General features: G+C 64.8%; 14 protein-coding genes. 7 read left to right on the forward strand and 7 right to left on the reverse strand.

The window, feature by feature from the left end; translation table 11 throughout:
- The first annotated feature begins 86 nt into the window (after positions 1-86).
- From tssK to ACFOKJ_RS00715, 7 genes are all read left to right on the forward strand, one after another.
- The gene (gene tssK, locus ACFOKJ_RS00685; RefSeq protein ID WP_390276057.1) at positions 87-1,433 is read left to right on the forward strand and encodes a type VI secretion system baseplate subunit TssK; all 1,347 of its coding nucleotides are present in this window, start codon (positions 87-89) and stop codon (positions 1,431-1,433) included.
- Positions 1,430-2,110, forward strand: coding sequence for a DotU/TssL family secretion system protein (locus tag ACFOKJ_RS00690; RefSeq protein ID WP_390276058.1), 681 nt, complete (start codon positions 1,430-1,432; stop codon positions 2,108-2,110). The genes tssK and ACFOKJ_RS00690 overlap by 4 nt, the downstream gene beginning before the upstream one ends.
- Entirely contained in the window at positions 2,107-3,732 is a 1,626-nt protein-coding gene (locus tag ACFOKJ_RS00695) for an OmpA family protein (protein ID WP_390276059.1), read from the forward strand. Before ACFOKJ_RS00690 ends, ACFOKJ_RS00695 begins: the two co-directional genes overlap by 4 nt.
- A gap of 47 nt (positions 3,733-3,779) precedes the next feature.
- Positions 3,780-4,265 (forward strand): Hcp family type VI secretion system effector, encoded by a 486-nt coding sequence (locus ACFOKJ_RS00700; protein WP_390276060.1) that lies wholly within the window; start codon positions 3,780-3,782, stop codon positions 4,263-4,265.
- A 104-nt stretch (positions 4,266-4,369) separates the two neighbouring features.
- Positions 4,370-7,012: a type VI secretion system ATPase TssH gene (gene tssH, locus ACFOKJ_RS00705; protein WP_390276061.1), complete on the forward strand. Its 2,643-nt coding sequence runs from the start codon at positions 4,370-4,372 to the stop codon at positions 7,010-7,012.
- Between the two features lie 128 nt (positions 7,013-7,140).
- The gene (locus tag ACFOKJ_RS00710; RefSeq protein ID WP_390276062.1) at positions 7,141-8,526 is read left to right on the forward strand and encodes a nicotinate phosphoribosyltransferase; all 1,386 of its coding nucleotides are present in this window, start codon (positions 7,141-7,143) and stop codon (positions 8,524-8,526) included.
- A 1-nt stretch (position 8,527) separates the two neighbouring features.
- Positions 8,528-8,890, forward strand: a complete 363-nt coding sequence (locus tag ACFOKJ_RS00715; protein ID WP_390276063.1) for a nuclear transport factor 2 family protein — start codon at positions 8,528-8,530, stop codon at positions 8,888-8,890.
- A gap of 96 nt (positions 8,891-8,986) precedes the next feature.
- Here the strand turns inward: ACFOKJ_RS00715 and ACFOKJ_RS00720 are convergent, their stop codons facing one another.
- From ACFOKJ_RS00720 to ACFOKJ_RS00750, 7 genes are all read right to left on the reverse strand, one after another.
- Positions 8,987-9,523: a hypothetical protein gene (locus tag ACFOKJ_RS00720; protein WP_390276064.1), complete on the reverse strand. Its 537-nt coding sequence runs from the start codon at positions 9,521-9,523 to the stop codon at positions 8,987-8,989.
- Between the two features lie 564 nt (positions 9,524-10,087).
- Positions 10,088-10,717, reverse strand: coding sequence for a VC0807 family protein (locus ACFOKJ_RS00725; RefSeq protein ID WP_390276065.1), 630 nt, complete (start codon positions 10,715-10,717; stop codon positions 10,088-10,090).
- Positions 10,707-11,252, reverse strand: a complete 546-nt coding sequence (locus ACFOKJ_RS00730; protein WP_390276066.1) for a cysteine hydrolase family protein — start codon at positions 11,250-11,252, stop codon at positions 10,707-10,709. Before ACFOKJ_RS00730 ends, ACFOKJ_RS00725 begins: the two co-directional genes overlap by 11 nt.
- A gap of 128 nt (positions 11,253-11,380) precedes the next feature.
- Positions 11,381-11,833 (reverse strand): SRPBCC family protein, encoded by a 453-nt coding sequence (locus tag ACFOKJ_RS00735; RefSeq protein ID WP_390276067.1) that lies wholly within the window; start codon positions 11,831-11,833, stop codon positions 11,381-11,383.
- A gap of 79 nt (positions 11,834-11,912) precedes the next feature.
- Positions 11,913-12,179 carry a hypothetical protein gene (locus tag ACFOKJ_RS00740; protein ID WP_390276068.1) on the reverse strand — a complete coding sequence of 89 codons (267 nt, stop codon included), beginning with the start codon at positions 12,177-12,179 and terminating at the stop codon, positions 11,913-11,915.
- A gap of 242 nt (positions 12,180-12,421) precedes the next feature.
- Entirely contained in the window at positions 12,422-13,252 is an 831-nt protein-coding gene (locus tag ACFOKJ_RS00745; RefSeq protein WP_390276069.1) for a MerR family transcriptional regulator, read from the reverse strand.
- A gap of 133 nt (positions 13,253-13,385) precedes the next feature.
- A complete protein-coding gene (locus tag ACFOKJ_RS00750) occupies positions 13,386-17,228 on the reverse strand; it encodes a DUF3683 domain-containing protein (RefSeq protein ID WP_390276070.1) in 3,843 nt (1,280 codons plus the stop codon).
- Between the last annotated feature and the right edge of the window lie 217 nt (positions 17,229-17,445).

Genomic DNA, 17,445 nt, shown 5'->3' on the forward strand with positions numbered 1-17,445 from the left:
TTACTGGCTGCCGCTCGCTGTGAACAAATAAAGCAACCCTTTCCCGGCGATAAGCCGGCACGGGAATGAAATGGAGCGTGGCTGGCATGAATTTGCATCCTCCGCTGTGGCATGAAGGCGCCTTGCTGCTGCCACAGCATTTTCAGCAACAGCAGCTGCTGCATGCTGCGGAAGCCGCATCTGCTGCGCAGCTGGCGGTAGCTCACCCATGGGGGGTGCGAAGAGTGCTGTGGGATAGCGCAGCGCTGGAGACCGGCCACCTCAAGCTGCAACAGTTGCAGCTGCGGCTGCCGGATGGCAGTACGGTGGATAGCCGGCGTGGGCAGCCACTGCCGGCGGCACGGCTGCTGTCGGATGTGCCGGCTCAGCTATCGGCGTTTACCGTGCTGCTTGGCCTGCCACTATGGGAAGCGGAGGGCAATAACGTGGCGCAGCCGGGCGAGCATCACGCCCGTGCCCGGCGTTTTGTCGCCGCGCATGAGCAAGTGGCTGGCCTGTTCGGCGAGGAGCCCAGTGAAATGGGGGTGGCCAGGCTGAACCTGGTGCTGCTGCTGGAGCACGAGCCGCAGGCGGATTACGTGTGTTGTGCGATAGGGCGTTTCGTGCGCAATGCCGCAGGTAGCTTCGAGCCGGATACCGGCTGGCTGCCGCCAGCGCTGACGCTGGATGCCCATGACAGCCTGCAGGGCGTGGCCAGCCGCATGGCGGACATCCTGCTGGCGCGCAGCGTGCGCCTGGCGGCGCGGCGCGGCGAGCGTAATCAGAACCTGGCGGATTACTCGGTATCCGATGTGTCGCTGTTCTGGTTGCTGAATGCGGTGAATGGCGCCTGGCCGGATCTGCTGCACCTCAGTCGCCACCCGGTGCAACACCCCGAGCGGCTGTGGCTGGTGCTAGCCCGACTGGCGGCTGCCTTGGCCAGCTTCTCGCTGGAGCCGGTACTGCCGCGCATTCCACCCTATCGGCACGACGATCTGCAAGCGGTATTCGGCCAGCTGGAGGCGCTGGTGCGCGAGCTGCTGGACACGGTGATTCCGTCGCCGGTGGTGCCGTTGCAGCTGGAGCGGCTGCGGCCAACCTTGTGGCACGCCACGCTGCACGACGAGCGCCTGCTGCAGGATGCCGATTTCTTCCTGTCGGTGCAGGCGGCGGTGCCGGGCCATCAGCTGCAGCAGCAGCTGCCGGTGGTGGCAAAGATCGGCGCGCCGGACGAGGTGGAGCGCATCCTCAATTCCGCGCTGACCGGCGTGCCATTGCAGCCGCTGGAGCGGGTGCCGTCCGCAGTGCCGTTGCGGCTGGAGAACCAGTACTTTGCGCTGGACGGTCAGCACCCTGCCTTCCGCCGCATGCTGGATGCCCGCAGCTGCAGTCTTTATATCCCGGCATCGCTCACCGATGCGGTGCCTGAACTCTTCGCGGTACTGCGTGCATGAGCTCCCAATCGATTCTGCCCCCGGATGCCACCCTGATTGGCACCTTGTTCCGTGATACCGCCATGCAGGTGATCTTGCTGGCGGATGGTGCCACGCCACCGGATGCCGGTAGCTGGCGCGCAAATGCCATCAGTCTGGTGGCACAGCTGCGTAGTGCACTGACCGAAAACCAGGTGCCGGAGGCCATGGTGGACGAGATCTGCTATGCGCAATGTGCGCTGCTGGATGAGCAGGCGCTGGCACAGATGGCGCGTAGCAACGAGGCCGCCTGGTCGGTATGGGCCGCCGAACCGTTGCAAGTGCATTTCTTTGGCAATTACAACGCCGGCGAAGAGGTGTACCAGCGCATTGCCACGCTGTTGCTGCAGCCGACGCCCTCGCCACTGCTGGTCGGCAGCTACCGCACCATGCTCAGCCTGGGTTTTATCGGTAGGCATGGCCGGCTGGATGCGCCTGAACGGCTGGAAGTCTGCCGGGCACTGAATGGCGCCGCCGGCCAGCCGGAGTTGCCATCGTTGCAGGTGGCTGCCGGCGCATCGCGCTGGCTGGCGTTCTGGCGGCGCTATGGCCTGCTGGGCTGGACGTTGACGGCGCTGCTGATCGTACTGTTGCTGTGGCTGCTGCTGGGCTGGCATATGAGCAGCCTGGCAGGACAACTGGCCAGGGGCGGCGCATGAGCAACAGGCGCCTGCGCTTTGTACTGCTGAGCTGCTGGGCGGCGCTGCTGGGGCTGGGCTTGCTGCTGTTCTGCCTGCCGCTGGGCGGCTGGCTGCGCTGGGGGATGGTCGCATTGTTGCTAGCCGTGCTGCTGCTGGCACTGTGGTGGCGGCTGGGGCGCGGGGAACTGGATGGCGAGCGGCTGGCCTGGCTGCCAGTTGGCGTGGATCCGGCAACGCCGGTCATTCTGTGGCGGCTTGCAGCAAGTGCTGATACCGCCCCGGTGGCGGTGCTGCACGATGGCCAGGCGCTGTGGTTGTACGCCGCCGATGGCGACCAGTTGCAGGCCTTGGCCGAAGATATCACCCACTGGCGCGGCCGGCCGCCGGAGGCGGCGTTGCTGCTGGTGGCGCCGGCCTTATGTCAGCAGCTGGGGGCCTTGCATGGCGAAGTCGCCGCCTGGCGTTATGGCCTGCAGCTGCTACGCCAGCGCTACGGCAAGCGTATTTCGCACTGGCTCGGCTTGTATGTTCCTGGGCAGCAGCTGGAGGCCGCATCGCCTGCCTGGCGCGGGGTGCTGTATCACCCGGATCAGCCCGCGCAGCCAGCCGCCGCGCTGCTGGAGCGCGCCATGACGCGGCTGGATCTGGCCGGACGTGCTGCCGTAGCGGATGTCGCCGGCGAAATGCGCACCCAGCTGGTGTTGCGCTGGGCGCAGACGCAGCTACTGCCGGCCTTGTGTGATCTGTCGCGCGGACTGCCGGCTATGCGTTTGCATGGCGTGTTGTGCGGCGAGCTGCCGGGGCAAATGACAAGTAGCGTGCTTGGGCAATGGTCGCAGCAGCAGGCCACGTTGCAGCTCAAAAACATTGCGCACGCCGGGCGTTGGCCACTGCCGGCGGCACTGGTGCCGCTGCTGGTGCCGCTACTGGTGCAACCGCAGCGGCTGGTGGCTGGCTGGCGCAGCCTGCTGCATGCCATACAGTTGGCCGCATTGGCGCTGGTGATTGCGCTGGCCTGTTCCTATCTCGGCAACCGCCAGCTGTTACAGCGAGTAGCGGCGGATCTGGCCAGCTGGCAGCAGTTGCCGGCACAGGCTGGCTCGGCCGAACGGCTGGCTGTGCTGGCGCAACTGCGTGCCGATCGCGCATTACTCAGTGGCTATGCCCGTGACGGCGTACCGCTGCGGCTGGGCTGGGGTCTGTATCGCGGCCAGCAGCTGCTGCAGCCGCTGGAGCGGGCGATTGCCTCCTGGCACCCGCCGGCGCCACCGGCTCCGCCCGTGGTGATCGCGCTGGATAGCCTGTCGCTGTTCGACAGTGGTTCGGCACGGCTGAAGCCGGATGCCGGTCGCGCGCTGGTGGGTGCACTGCTGGCGATCTCCGCGCATCCGGACAAACGGGTGCTGATTGCCGGCCACAGCGACAACACCGGCAACAGCGCGGCCAACCAGCGGCTGTCCGAGGCCAGGGCCGGCGCGGTGCGCGACTGGTTCGTGGCCATGTCCAAATTACCCAGCTCGCATTTTGGCATCCAGGGCTACGGTGACAGCCGCCCCCTGGTGCCCAACGATTCCCCGCAGAACAAGGCGCGCAACCGCCGCGTGGAAATCACCCTGCTGCCGGACGAACCGGCGCATTGAGGCAACCCGGCCCGCCAGAGGGCAGGCCATAAACCAGGAGTAATGACATGGCGATTCCCGCATACATGTGGCTGAAAGACGATGGCGGTGCCGATATCAAGGGTTCCGTCACCATCCAGAGCCGTGAAGGCAGTGTCGAGGTGCTGGCGCTGGATCACAGCGTGCACATTCCCACCGATGGCAATACCGGCAAGCTCACCGGTACCCGCGTGCATGACCCGCTGGTGTTCTACAAGGAAACCGATGCTTCCTCGCCCTATCTGTACAAGGCGGTAACCAGCGGCCAGACACTGAAGGGCGTGGAGATCAAGTGGTACAAGATCGACGACGCCGGCAACGAGGTGGAGTACTTCAACACCAAGCTCGACAACGTCAAGGTTGTGGCGGTTTCGCCGGTGATGCACAACATCAAGGACCCGCTGAAGGACAAGTACAACCACCTGGAAAAAGTGGAGATGCGTTACGAGAAGATCACCTGGGCCTACAAGGACGGCAACATCATTCACTCCGATAGCTGGAACGAAGGTCGCTAAGGCCGCTGCCGCCCGGCGGCGCATACCGCTGGGTGGCCCCGTTTCCTGCCTGCCGCCAGGCAGGCAATTCTGCTTATCGCTTGCCCATTTTCTGGATCGTTCCCATGCCTGTTCGCGACCCCGCCCGCCTGCTGCGTCAACTCAATCCCTACTGTGCCCGTGCGCTGGAAGCCGCTGCCAGCCTGGCGCAAACCCGTGCCCATACCGATATCACCCCGGTGCACTGGCTGATCAAGCTGCTGGAGCCAGGCGATGGCGACCTGCCCATCCTGCTGCGCAGCTACGATTTCGACATGGACACATTATGGGAAGGCTTGCTGGCGGCGCTGGATCGTCTGCCGCATGGCCTGCGTGGCAAGCCGGGCTTGTCGTCGACCCTGAGTGAATGGCTGGAAGAAGCCTGGATGCTGGCATCGCTGCAGGCAGGGGGCGGGCCGATCCGTTCGCTGCATTTGCTGCAGGCGCTGCGGGGCGCCCCGCACCTGCTGCCAGTGCCGGATGCCTGGCCGCTGTTGACGCTGGCGCCGGTGCAGATCGAGGCACGGCGCGCGCAGCTGGACGAAATTTCCTGCGAGTCGTCCACCGCACAGCTGGATAGCGATGCAGCAGACTACACGCCGGCAGAAAGCAGCGCACCAGCTGCTGCCACAGGAGCTGGTACTGCGCCGAGCTCGCCACGTGCCGCCGAGCGCGGCGATGGCGTGCTGGGGCGCTTTACCACCGACCTCACCCAAAAGGCACGCGACGGGCAGCTGGACCCGGTATTCTGCCGTGAAACCGAGATCCGGCAGATGGTCGACATCCTGGCGCGGCGGCGCAAGAACAACCCCATCCTGGTGGGCGAGCCAGGCGTGGGCAAGACCGCGCTGGTGGAAGGCTTGGCGCTGAAGATCGTGGCCGGTGAGGTACCGTCCAGCTTGCAACCGGTGCAGCTGCGGGTGCTGGACCTCGGCCTGTTGCAGGCCGGTGCCGGGGTGAAAGGCGAATTCGAGCAGCGGCTGAAGCAGGTGATCGAGGCGGTACAGGCTTCCACCGTGCCGATCCTGCTGTTTATCGATGAGGCGCATACCCTGGTGGGGGCCGGCAATAGCGCCGGCGGCGCCGATGCGGCCAACCTGCTCAAGCCGGCGCTGGCGCGTGGCGAGCTGCGCACCATCGCCGCCACTACCTGGTCCGAGTACAAGCAGTATTTCGAGCGTGATGCCGCACTGGAGCGCCGCTTCCAGCCGGTAAAGGTAGACGAGCCGGACGATGCTGGGGCCTGCCTGATGCTGCGCGGTCTGCAGCAGCGCTATGCCAGTCACCACGGTGTACACGTGCGTGACGATGCGGTGGTGGCGGCGGTACAGCTGTCGCGGCGTTACATCAGCGGCCGTCAGCTGCCGGACAAGGCGGTGGACCTGCTGGATACCGCCGCGGCGCGGGTGAAGGTAAGCCTGGATGCGCCGCCTGCCGCCATCGAGCAACTGCGCGCGCGGCAGGCCGGGCTGGCGACCGAGATTGCCGCGTTGCAGGCCGACATCGCGCGCGGTGTGCCGCAGCTGGACGCCCGGCTGGCCGATCTGCAACAGCAGGCCGAGACCTGCGAGCAGGCGCTGGCCGCACAGACCGCCGCCCATGCCAGCCAGCTGGAACTGGTACTGACCTTGCAAGGCGAGGAGTTGGCCGCAGAGCAGCGCGAGGCGCTGCGCAGCCAGTTGGCCGAGGCCTGGCAGCAGCACGGTGCCTTGGTGTACCCGGAGGTGGATGCCACGGCGATTGCGCAAGTGGTGGCGGACTGGACTGGCATCCCGCTGGCCTCGTTGCGCAAGGACGAGCAAACCGGCTTGCTGGAGTTGGAGTCCCACCTGGGGGCACGAGTGATCGGTCAGAGCGAGGCGATTGCACAGTTGGCCGCAAGCCTGCGCAGCGCCCGTACCGGGCTGAATACCAGCGATGGCCCTACCGGCGTGTTCCTGCTCACCGGCCCGTCCGGCGTGGGCAAGACCGAAACCGCGCATGCGCTGGCCGAGGCGCTGTTCGGCGGCGAGCGCGCGCTAATCACCATCAACCTGTCGGAATACCAGGAGGCGCACACCGTATCGCAGCTCAAGGGCTCGCCGCCGGGCTATGTCGGCTACGGCCAGGGCGGGGTGCTTACCGAGGCGGTGCGCCAGCACCCGTACTCCATTGTGTTGCTGGATGAGGCGGAAAAGGCGCATCGCGATGTGCTCAACCTGTTCTACCAGGTGTTCGACCGTGGTTTCATGCGTGATGGCGAAGGCCGTGAGATCGACTTCCGCAATACCGTGATCATGATGACCTCCAACCTGGGGGCGGATGCGTTGCTGGAGCTGCACGAAGCTGAACAAGTGCCCAGCTATGCCGAAATGGATGCCGCCGTGCGGCCGCAGCTGGTGGCGCATTTCCAGGCCGCGCTGTTCGCCCGCTTCCAGACGCTGCTGTTCCGCCCGCTGGACGCAGCCGGACTGCTGTCGATACTGGAACTGAAGCTGGCCAAGGTGGCAAAGCGGCTGGCGACACACTACGGGGCCGAGCTGGTATGCGAGCCGGCGGTGCGCGATCAGCTGGTGGCAGCCTGCAGCGCGCCGGATGCCGGCGCCCGCAGCCTGGACCACCTGCTCAACCGCCAACTGCTGCCGGCGGTATCGCAGGCGCTGCTGCAGTGGCAGGCGCAGCATGCCGGCAGCCCCGCCACGGTACGCCTGTATTGGCAGGAGGAAAGCCTGCAGGTGGAGGTGGCGTAGCACGCTGGCCGCCAGGCGCATGCGGCCAAGCTGGGGGGCTGCTGCGTCCGTACCGGCTGTTCGCCGCCATGACAGTGGCAGTACCCCGGCGTATGCTAGGGCGCATTGTGACGCGCACGTGAACTGACATGGCCTTCAATCCCATCCTCAATACCGATTCCTACAAGCTCAGCCACTGGAAGCAGTACCCCCCCGGCACCGACGGCATGTATTCCTATGTCGCCGCTCGCGGTGGTACTGCTTCGCACGTGCTGTTTTTCGGCCTGCAGGCGCTGCTGAAGCAGTACTTCAGCCAGCCGCTGTGCGCTGCGGACATCGACGAGGCGGAGGCGCTGGTGGCGCTGCACGGCGTGCCGTTCAACCGTGCCGGCTTCGAGCGCATTCTCAGCCTGCACGGCGGCTACTGGCCGGTACGCATCCGCGCGGTGGCCGAGGGCGAGCTAGTGCCCACCGGCATCCCGATGATCACCATCGAATCCACCGACCCGGAGCTGTTCTGGGTGGTGTCGTTCCTGGAGACCGCGCTGCTGCGCAGCTGGTACCCGATCAGCGTGGCCACGCGCAGCTTCCGCGCCAAGGAGATCATCCGCCGCTACCTGGCGCAGACCGCCGACAGCCTGGAGGGGCTGCCGTTCAAGTTGCACGACTTTGGCGCGCGCGGCGTTTCCAGCTACGAGAGCGCGCAGATCGGCGGCATGGCGCATCTGGTCAACTTCATGGGTACCGACACCCTGGCCGCGGTGGCGGCGGCGCGGCGCTACTACCACGAGCCCTGCGCTGGTTACTCGATTCCGGCGGCGGAGCATTCCACCATTACCGCCTGGGGCCGCCCGCACGAGGGGGATGCCTTTGCCAATATGCTGTCGCAGTTCGCCAAGCCCGGTGCCATCCTGGCCGTGGTCAGCGATAGCTACGACGTGTTCCATGCGGTAAGCGAGCTGTGGGGCGAGCGCCTGCGTCAGCAGGTCATCGACAGCGGCGCAACCGTGGTGATCCGTCCCGATTCCGGCGAGCCGGTGCAGGTGGTGGCCGAGGTGATCGACCGGTTGGCCGCAAGCTTCGGCACTACCGTCAACAGCAAGGGCTACCGCGTTCTCAACCACGTGCGGGTGATCCAGGGCGACGGCGTGAACCTGGCCAGCATCGAAGCCATCCTGTCGCGACTGGCCAAGCTCGGCTATAGCGCCGACAACGTGGCCTTCGGCATGGGGGCGGAACTGCTGCAGAAGCTGGATCGCGACACCCACAAGATGGCGCTGAAATGCTCGGCCATCCGCATAGCCGGCGAATGGCGCGATGTGTTCAAGGACCCGGTGACCGACCCCGGCAAACGTTCGCTGGGCGGGCGCGTGGTGGCGGCGCGCAACAGCCGCAGTAGCTGGGGGCTGAATACCCTGGAGCGGGTCAGTGATGCCGACCTGCAGATGCGCGTGGTGTGGGAGAACGGCAAGCTGCTGCTGGATGAAGATTTCGCCACCATCCGCGCCCGCGCCGCCGCCCACCTGGAGCATTGAGATGCAGACCCCGGAACAAGTGGTGGCCGCACAGCTGGACGCCTACAACCGTAAGGATCTTGACGCGCTGCTGGCCTGCTATGCCGACGATGCCAGCATGTATGTCTACCCGGCCACGCTGGTGGCCAGCGGCCATGCCGCGCTGCGCGAGCGCATGGCCCTGCGCTTTACCGAGCCCGATCTGCATGCCGAGCTGCGCCAGCGCGTGGTGCTAGGCGAGGTGGTGATCGACGACGAGATCGTGACCCGCAACTTCCCCGAAGGGCGTGGCCACATGCGCATGACCATGATCTACCGCGTGGTGGCTGGCCGCATCGTCGATGCCTCGGTGATTGCCGGCGAGCCGGTGCTGGATGCAGGCTAAAGCCGCAGGCAGAATGATCCGCCGGCAGTATCTGCCAGCCCCTGGCCGCGATGCACCGGGCGCTGGCATCTCCGATCCGCTGGAAAAAGCTGCTACCTAGTCAGGGTAGGCAAGGTTGTCCCAGCAAAGCTGCTTTCTGGTACTAGCCGGTAGGCTATCCATATTGACGATCAGTCTGTCCACGATGTCCGCGGCCGGGGTGCCGTCGGCTCGCTCCTGATCGTATACCTGCACTTTCATGTGATGGATCGCCAATAGCACGTGCTGCAGATGGCAGTCGCAGGCTGCGTGGAGTTGTTCCCCGCTGGCCAGGTAGCGGGGGGCATCACGGTCATGGCATGTGGTATGCAAATCCAGCAACACCGCCTGCAAACCGTGCATGAAAAAGTGCAGCAAGGCTTCCGCCGCCGGCTGGCTGGCATGGGCATCACGGGAAATCCAGCTTTGCCGCGCCTTGTGCAGGGCGGCTGGTGTGTACGCTACCGGTGACACGATATAGGCAAATGCCGGGTCGACAGAGGAGGCCGCCCCCGTTGGCCGCAGCGTGATGCCTGTGAGTGGTTGTGACGCAGGCTCCCACTGGCTGTGTTGCTGCGCGCTATTGTCACTGCTGGAGGGGAATGGGAATTTCATGCTGTGCTCCTGTTGCCGCCAGGCGGCGATTCAACACCTTCGGTTGAGGTGGTGCGTCCTGGCACTGCGCAGCTGACATGGCGGCATGATGTACCACTTCCTCACCACCGCTTACTGCCAGCGGTATCTGGATGATGATGTGCTGACAGCTGGCGGTGATGGTAGTGCAAATGCATATGTCATTGCGAAGTCAGGTTTGGTGATCGCAATCAGCACTTGCCATGCCATAGCAATAGGTGACTGCAGTTTGTAGAACTTTGATGCTGAAAATCAGCAGAATGATCGCTATTGACCATGATGCTTCGCAGTTTCGATAGCGACAGATGCTGCTAGATGCATTGGCGCGGTGGACACAATGGTGTCAGTGGCCGCGCCTGGTTTGGAAACGGCAACAATTGTCGGCGGAAATTGCCTGCTTGCCGTTATGGTTGGTGACTGGCCGCAGAGGGTGAAGCGAGGTGTGGTGGAGTCACAAGACGGCAAGCCGCGCTGGCATTGCACGGCCTGGGGCATGGCGCTGCTGGTTGCTGAATAAAGCTTGGCCGCGGCCAAGCTTTATTGCTTTCAGGCTGCGTGCAGCTGCTGGCGCTGCAAGCGGCGCCGCCACAGCCAGGTAGCTGCCGCCAGCAGTGCCATGATGCCGTAGCTGATCCATGGCCCGATGGCTACGGCGCGGGCGACTGGCCAGTGGAAGGCCAGCCAGATGCGGCTGGCACATTCCGCCAGCAGGCCGCCGCTCCACAGCAGGGTCATGCCGCGCATCACCCGCTGCATTGCCGGCAGTCCCAGCCGGGTCTGCAAGGCTTCGCGCTGTTGCGGCGACTGCCGCGCCGCTGCGGCCAGAGCCAGCCGGCTGATCAGCGGTTGGCGCCACAGCAGGCTCAGCAGGAACAGCATGCCTATAGCGCCGGTTACCAGCGATTCGCGTACCAGCAGCCAGCGGCTATCGCCGTCGCCCAGCATGGCCAGCAGCGACAGCGCGATGCCGACCAGTACCAGCACGCTCATGGCATCCAGCCGACGGTGGCGGTACAGCTCCCAAAAACTCCACAGCGTAGGTGGCAGCGCCGACCACAGCAGCGCGCCGTACTCGCCCCAGCCGGCCACGGTCTGGTCGTAGACCAGCCACGGCAGCAGCAGGTTGACGGCCAGATCGACCAGCAGCGCAAGGCGGGGGCGCCAGTCAGGCTTCATCGTCACCGTCTTGCAGCGCGGTCAGCGGCAGTACGCGGATCGGGTTGCCCGGTACGTCCATATTGGTCCACAGCCAGTTCAGGTGTGCCACCAGCGTCTCGCCGCTGGCATGCGGGCGGTTCTTGCAGGTGTGGGCATCTGCCACCACTGTCACCGCGTAGCCCAGCGAGGCGGCGCGACGCACGGTGGTATCGACGCAGAAATCGCTGGCATAACCGCCCACCCACAGGTTCTCGATCTCCTCGCTGTCCAGGTACTGGCGCAGGCTGGTGTCGAGAAAGCTGTCGCAGGCGGTTTTCTCGATCACCGGGTCGCCCGGCTGGCGGTGCAGGCCGGGATGCAGCTGCCACTCCACGCTGCCACGCGGCAGGTCGTCGGCCACGTGCTGGATGAACACCACCCGGTGGCCGCAGTTGCGGGCGTGGTCGATCAGCTGGTTGAGGGTGGCCAGGGTTTCGGCGCCGCGCGTGGCGCGCGGTTCCATGTCGATCAGGCCGTACTGGAAATCGATGACAAGCAGGGCGGTGTTGCTCATGGCAGTCTCCGGTGGGACCGGCCGGCGGTAGCCGACCGGGGAGGCGGTATGCTAGCAGCAAAGCTACTGGCCGCAACAGCCGCGTTCCGGCCAGGGACGGGACGCTTGCGGCCAACCCTAGGTGCGAGTTAGCAGGCTTTGTCGCGCCAGGCCAGGATCAGGCTGCGCCATTCGGTCAGCATGGCGTCGTAGCCGGCAGCAAACTCGCGGATGGCGGCGTTACCGGCCTCGCTGAGCCCGGTGAGGGTGTAGCTGACGCAGACCCGGGTGTTGGCCGCATCCAGCGCTTGGCACTGAACCGCCACCTGCACGAAGCGCGAGCCGGGGGTGACCCGCACATAGCGGTAGCGGTAGCTGGCGGGGTCGTAATCCGCCAGCGTCCACAGCGTGGTCTCTCCGCCGTGGCCGGTACTGAACACCATGCCAGCGCTGGTGTGGCCATCGGCAGGATGGAAGTACTGCGGTTGCCAGTCCGGTACCCACAGCGTTTCGCCGGCAGGGGTGAACAGCGGATAGACGGTGTCGATGTCCAGCGGCAGGGTGAATTCGCCGCTGAGGTGTTGCTGTAGTGCCTGGAACATGTGTGCCCTTTCCAAAAAAACGGGTACACCGCAGCGCCCCATGGCGTGCGGCATGGCATGTCAGCGGCAAACGACGGGCTCACTCTCCCTTGCGATCCTGCAGGCGGTGGCTGGCTTCGGCGTCCAGGTCCAGGCCGTAGATGGCCTTGAGCTGGGCGATGGTGGCCAGGGTTTCCGGCGAGAACGGCTGCTTGCCGTCGAAGGCGTGCAGCACGATGCCTTCCAGCAGGTCACCCAACGTCATGTCCTTGTGCTCGGCCAGCGCCTTCAGCACCTTGACCAGCCGTTTCTCCAGCCGCACCCCGGTCTGGATGCGTTCCACTGCGATAGCTGCTTGTTCGGGCATGGTGAACCCCGTCATTTCATGTGGTACATATGTACCAAGATAACTTGATTTGGGGCGGGAAGGCAACTGCGGGTGGTAGGGCGGATGCCCCGATACATCGGGGCGATCCGCCGATCAAGGGTTGGCCGCAGCATGGCGGATCGCCCTTGCGGGCATCCGCCCTACGAGTTGGGCTGGCGAATGTGGAGTGAGGTGGCGCCCCGGATGCGCCTGCGGCTTATCCGGGCTACGAGTAATGCCTGTCAGGCATCGTCGTCGGTGGCGTCCATGTTTACCGGGATGTACAGCTCGACCACGCTGTCCGGGTGATCCGGCCCCAGGAAGCGGGCGTCCACCAGCTCGAACTCGATGCCGGGCACTGCCACCAGTCCGGCTTCCGGCAACCATTCGGTATAGGCAGCACTGAAGGTATCCGGCAGCCCCTGCACCGGGCCGTGGTGCTCCACTACCGCGTAGTGCTGCGCCGGGATGTCGATGGCCACCATGCCGGCAGGCACGGGGGTATCGGCGGCGACTTCCAGCCCGGCGATGTAGCGCCAGCTGCCGTCCGGGTGGGCATCGCACACGCCGTAGCTGTTGGCCGACTGCACATTCTGGATTTCCGGGATGCGCGGCACGAAGCGGGTCCACAGTTGGGCGATGGTGCCGCCATCGGCCTGTTGCCATTGCATGCCGATGACGCGAAAGGCGGGGCGGGTAACCAGGGAAGGGGTTTGCATGGTGGTTTGACTCCGTGCGGGATGTTCCAGAAAGTGCGCCAGCTTGCTCAGCTGGCGCTGGCGGGTATCGATTTCCGACTGTAAGAGCCGTGCATGCCGGCTCAGGGCCTGGCGGAGTTGTGCACTGTCCTGCCAGGTATCGTCATGCAGCAGGCTGCCGATCTCGGGAAGCGACAGTCCCAGGCTGCGCAGCCATACGATGCGAGCAAGCCGCTGTACATGCTGTGGCTGGTAGTAGCGGTAGCCATTGTCGTGGCCGGTATGTCCGGGGCCAAGCAGGCCGATGGCATCGTAGTGGCGCAGGGTGCGGGTTGTCAGCCCGAAGCAGCGGGCGAGCTGGCCTATGGTAAGCATGTTGGTAGCGCGGGTGGATGGCTAATGCAGGGTAGTGTCGACGTTAGCGTTACGACAAGGTCAAGCACAAAAAAGCTTGGCCGCCAGCCTGTTACCAGGCTTGCGGCCAACCTTGTTCACATGGCGTGACGGTTTACAGCAGCACGCGTTCGATGCCGCCGTTGCGCGCCTTCTCCACGTAATCCTTCATCCAGTTGTCGCCCAGGATGTGCTTGGCCATTTCCACCACGATGTAGTCGGCCTCGGTGTTGGTGTCGTCGCTGTAGCGGCTCAGACCCTGCAGGCAGGACGGGCAGGAGGTGAGGATCTTCACCGGCTTGTCGGTGTCGCCGAGCTTGGCCAGATCCTTGTTGATCTCCTCTTCCTTGCGGAAGCGCACCTGGGTGGCGATGTCCGGGCGGGTGGCGGCAAAGGTACCGGATTCGCCGCAGCAGCGGTCGTTCTGGATCACGCCGCCGCCCAGCAGCTCGTTCACCACCTTCATCGGCTGGTAGGCCTTGATCGGGGTGTGGCAGGGGTCGTGGTACATGTATTTCTGACCGCTGACGCCGTCCAGCTTCAGGCCCTTCTCCATCAGGTATTCGTGGATGTCGATGATGCGACAGCCAGGGAAGATATCCTCGAAGCGGTAGTTCGCCAGCTGGTCGTAACAGGTGCCACAGCTCACCACCACGGTCTTGATGTCGAGGTAGTTCAGCGTGTTGGCCATACGGTGGAACAGCACGCGGTTCTCGGTGGTGATGGCGTCGCCCTTGTCCTGGTAGCCGGCGCTGGTCTGCGGGTAGCCGCAGCACAGGTAGCCCGGCGGCAGCACGGTCTGGGTGCCCACGTGCCACAGCATCGCCTGGGTGGCGAGGCCAACCTGGCTGAACAGGCGCTCCGAGCCGCAGCCCGGGAAGTAGAACACCGCTTCGGCTTCTTCGCTCAGCTGCGGGTTGCGGATCACCGGGATCACGCTGGCGTCTTCCACGTCCAGCAGCGCGCGCGCGGTTTTCTTCGGCAGCCCGCCCGGCATCGGCTTGTTGATGAAGTGGATCACCTGCGCCTTGATCGGCGGTTTGCCCAGGGTGGCTGGCGGTTGCGCGGTCTGCGCGCCGGTGACGCCCAGCTTCTTGCCGATGCTGTTGCCCAGGCGCTGCGCCTTGTAGGCGAGGCCAACCAGGCCGCCACGGATGGTCTTGATGGTGGCTGGGTCCTTGGCGGTGAGGAAGGCCATGCCCAGTGCGGTGCCGGGATTGAACTTCTTGTTGCCGGTCTTGCGCAGGAAGTTGCGCATCGCCACCGACACATCGCCGAAGTCGATCTTCACCGGGCACGGCTTCACGCAGCGGTGGCACACCGTGCAGTGGTCGGCCACGTCGGACAGCTCCTCGAAGTGCTTGAGGCTCACACCGCGGCGGGTCTGCTCTTCGTACAGGAAGGCTTCGGTGAGCAGGCCCACGCCCAGGATCTTGTTGCGCGGGCTGTACAGCAGGTTGGCGCGCGGCACGTGGGTGGAGCACACCGGTTTGCACTTGCCACAGCGCAGGCAGTCTTTCACCGAGTCGGAGATCTGGCCGATGTCGGATTGCTCCAGAATCAGCGATTCTGCGCCCAGCAGCGAGAACGACGGGGTGTAGGCCATGGAAAGGTCAGCACCCGGCAGCAGCTTGCCCTTGTTGAAGTGACCGTTGGGGTCGACACGTGCCTTGTATTCGCGGAACGGCTGGATTTCGTCGTCGGAGAGGAATTCCAGCTTGGTGATGCCGATGCCGTGCTCGCCGGAGATCACGCCGTTCAGGCTGCGTGCCAGCGCCATGATGCGCTCCACCGCGCGGTGCGCGGTCTGCAGCATTTCGTAGTCGTCGGAGTTCACCGGCAGGTTGGTGTGCACGTTGCCGTCACCGGCGTGCATGTGCAGTGCCACGAAGGCGCGGCCACGCAGCACTTTCTGCTGAATGCTGCGAATGGCGTCCATCACCGGCGCGTCGGCCTTGCCGGCGAACAGGCTTTCCAGCTCGGCCAGCAGCTCGCGCTTCCAGCTCACGCGCAGCTTGAAGTCGCGCATGGCGATGAACACGCTGGCTTCAGTGTTGGCCGCAGCATCTTCCATCGGCGCTTGCGGCCAACGGCCGGTGTAGCTGCCCAGCGGCAGGTCCAGGTTGTCCAGCAGCCACTGCCAGCGGTCGCGCACCTTGCCGATCAGCTCCAGCGCGGTTTCGCGGCGGTCGCCGATCAGCTCGTCGGCAGACAGGGTTTCCTCGCTGTCCACCGGCAGGCGGCCGTGGAAGTAGTCGGTAAGGCGGTCCAGCAGCTTGATCTTGCTGGCGATGGACAGCTCGATGTTGATGCGCTCGATGCCGTCACTGTAGTCGCCCAGGCGATCCAGCGGAATCACCACGTCTTCGTTGATCTTGAAGGCGTTGGTGTGGCGGGCGATGGCGGCGGTACGCGAGCGGTCCAGCCAGAATTTCTTGCGCGCGTCCGGGGTCACGGCGATGAAGCCTTCACCGTGACGGGCGTTGGCGTAGCGCACCACCTGGCTGGCGGCCTCGGCTACGGCGTTTTCGTTGTCCGACACGATGTCGGCGATCAGCACCATCTTCGGACGGCCCTTGGACTTGGCCTTGGTGGCGTAGCCCACCGCACGCACGTAGCGCCAGTCCAGGTGTTCCAGACCGGCCAGTTGCACACCGGCATTCAGCCCGGCGCCGCCCGGCTTGAAGTAGTCGGTGATCTCGACGATGGCCGGGGTGGCCTCGGCCACGGTGCCGAAGAATTCCAGGCACACGGTGCGGATGTGGCTGGGCATGCGGTGCAGCACGAAGCGCGCGCTGGTGATGATGCCGTCGGTGCCTTCCTTCTGCACGCCGGGCAGGCCGGCCAGGAATTTGTCGGTCACATCCTTGCCCAGGCCCACCTTGCGGAAGGTGCGGCCCGGGATGTCCAGCTGCTCACTGGAGATCACCGTTTTGCCGTCGTCTTGCAGGCGGGTAACGCGGAAGCTGGCCACGTCCACGTCGTGGATCTTGCCGTAGTTGTGGTTCAGGCGTTCCACGAACAGCCAGTTGCCGTTCGGGTCCACCATCTTCCAGCTGGCCAGGTTGTCCAGCGCGGTGCCCCACAGTACGGCTTTCTTGCCGCCAGCGTTCATCGCTACGTTGCCGCCGATACAGGAGGCCTCGGCCGAAGTCGGGTCCACCGCGAATACCAGGCCGGCGGCGCTGGCGGCTTCCGATACGCGGGCGGTCACCACACCGGCGCCGCACTGGATGGTGGCATGCTTGCCTTCCAGTCCCGGCAGCGCGATGTATTCCACGCCAATGTGGCGGTCGAGTTTCTCGGTGTTGATCACCGCGCTGCGGCGATCCAGCGGTACGGCACCGCCGGTGTAACCGGTGCCGCCGCCACGCGGAATGATGGTGAGCTTCAGCTCGATACAGGCTTTCACCAGCGGGGCGATCTCGGCCTCGGTATCCGGGCTGAGCACCACAAATGGATACTCGACGCGCCAGTCGGTGGCGTCGGTCACGTGCGATACGCGGGCCAGGCCGTCGAACATGATGTTGTCGCGGCGGGTGATCTTGGCCAGACGCTTGAGGATGGCGGCGCGCAGTTCGCGGGTTTCGCCGAACTGCCGTTCGAAGGTGTCCACCGCCACATGGGCGGCGGCGATCATGCGGCCAACCTTGTCATTGCCGTCGCGGCGCTTTTCCACTTCGGTGAGGCGGTGGCGCATGGCGCCGACCAGGGCGGTGAGACGCTGCGGGTTGTCCAGCAGGTCATCCACCAGGTAGGGGTTGCGGTCCACCACCCAGATATCGCCCAGCACTTCGAAAAGCATACGGGCAGAGCGGCCTGTTTTCCGCTCTGCCCGTAGTTCTTCCAGTAAAAGCCACATCGGCTCGCCCAATAACCGGATGATGATCTCGCGGTCTGAATACGAGGTGTAGTTGTACGGAATTTCCCGTACCCGCTGCTGGGTGGTGGTGCTCATTTTGTCCCTGAACTTCGTCAAGTATTTGAAAACTGTTGCCAATGGTAGCTGAAATGCTGCGTCGCGAAAATTGACGCGTGCGTCAGGGTTATTCGCAGATTGTTGATTGCATACGATCCGGATGGCGGATTTCTGGGCAAATGTCGTCGGGGTACTACAAGAACGGGTCGCAAAGCGGCTTGCAGCCTGCGTTTGCCAGTGTTGCTGACGGTTTTTG

The organism is Vogesella amnigena (assembly GCF_042648905.1).
In the GTDB taxonomy this organism is placed as follows: domain Bacteria; phylum Pseudomonadota; class Gammaproteobacteria; order Burkholderiales; family Chromobacteriaceae; genus Vogesella; species Vogesella amnigena.

Bases quoted from the DNA above. Each gene is read 5' to 3' on its own strand.
- ACFOKJ_RS00700 (WP_390276060.1), top strand. From the start codon at position 3,780: ATGGCGATTCCCGCATACATGTGGCTGAAAGACGATGGCGGTGCCGAT.
- tssK (WP_390276057.1), top strand. From the start codon at position 87: ATGAATTTGCATCCTCCGCTGTGGCATGAAGGCGCCTTGCTGCTGCCA.
- ACFOKJ_RS00730 (WP_390276066.1), bottom strand. From the start codon at position 11,252: ATGAGCAACACCGCCCTGCTTGTCATCGATTTCCAGTACGGCCTGATC.
- ACFOKJ_RS00690 (WP_390276058.1), top strand. From the start codon at position 1,430: ATGAGCTCCCAATCGATTCTGCCCCCGGATGCCACCCTGATTGGCACC.
- ACFOKJ_RS00710 (WP_390276062.1), top strand. From the start codon at position 7,141: ATGGCCTTCAATCCCATCCTCAATACCGATTCCTACAAGCTCAGCCAC.
- ACFOKJ_RS00695 (WP_390276059.1), top strand. From the start codon at position 2,107: ATGAGCAACAGGCGCCTGCGCTTTGTACTGCTGAGCTGCTGGGCGGCG.
- tssH (WP_390276061.1), top strand. From the start codon at position 4,370: ATGCCTGTTCGCGACCCCGCCCGCCTGCTGCGTCAACTCAATCCCTAC.
- ACFOKJ_RS00745 (WP_390276069.1), bottom strand. From the start codon at position 13,252: ATGCTTACCATAGGCCAGCTCGCCCGCTGCTTCGGGCTGACAACCCGC.
- ACFOKJ_RS00735 (WP_390276067.1), bottom strand. From the start codon at position 11,833: ATGTTCCAGGCACTACAGCAACACCTCAGCGGCGAATTCACCCTGCCG.
- ACFOKJ_RS00725 (WP_390276065.1), bottom strand. From the start codon at position 10,717: ATGAAGCCTGACTGGCGCCCCCGCCTTGCGCTGCTGGTCGATCTGGCC.
- ACFOKJ_RS00715 (WP_390276063.1), top strand. From the start codon at position 8,528: ATGCAGACCCCGGAACAAGTGGTGGCCGCACAGCTGGACGCCTACAAC.
- ACFOKJ_RS00750 (WP_390276070.1), bottom strand. From the start codon at position 17,228: ATGAGCACCACCACCCAGCAGCGGGTACGGGAAATTCCGTACAACTAC.
- ACFOKJ_RS00740 (WP_390276068.1), bottom strand. From the start codon at position 12,179: ATGCCCGAACAAGCAGCTATCGCAGTGGAACGCATCCAGACCGGGGTG.
- ACFOKJ_RS00720 (WP_390276064.1), bottom strand. From the start codon at position 9,523: ATGAAATTCCCATTCCCCTCCAGCAGTGACAATAGCGCGCAGCAACAC.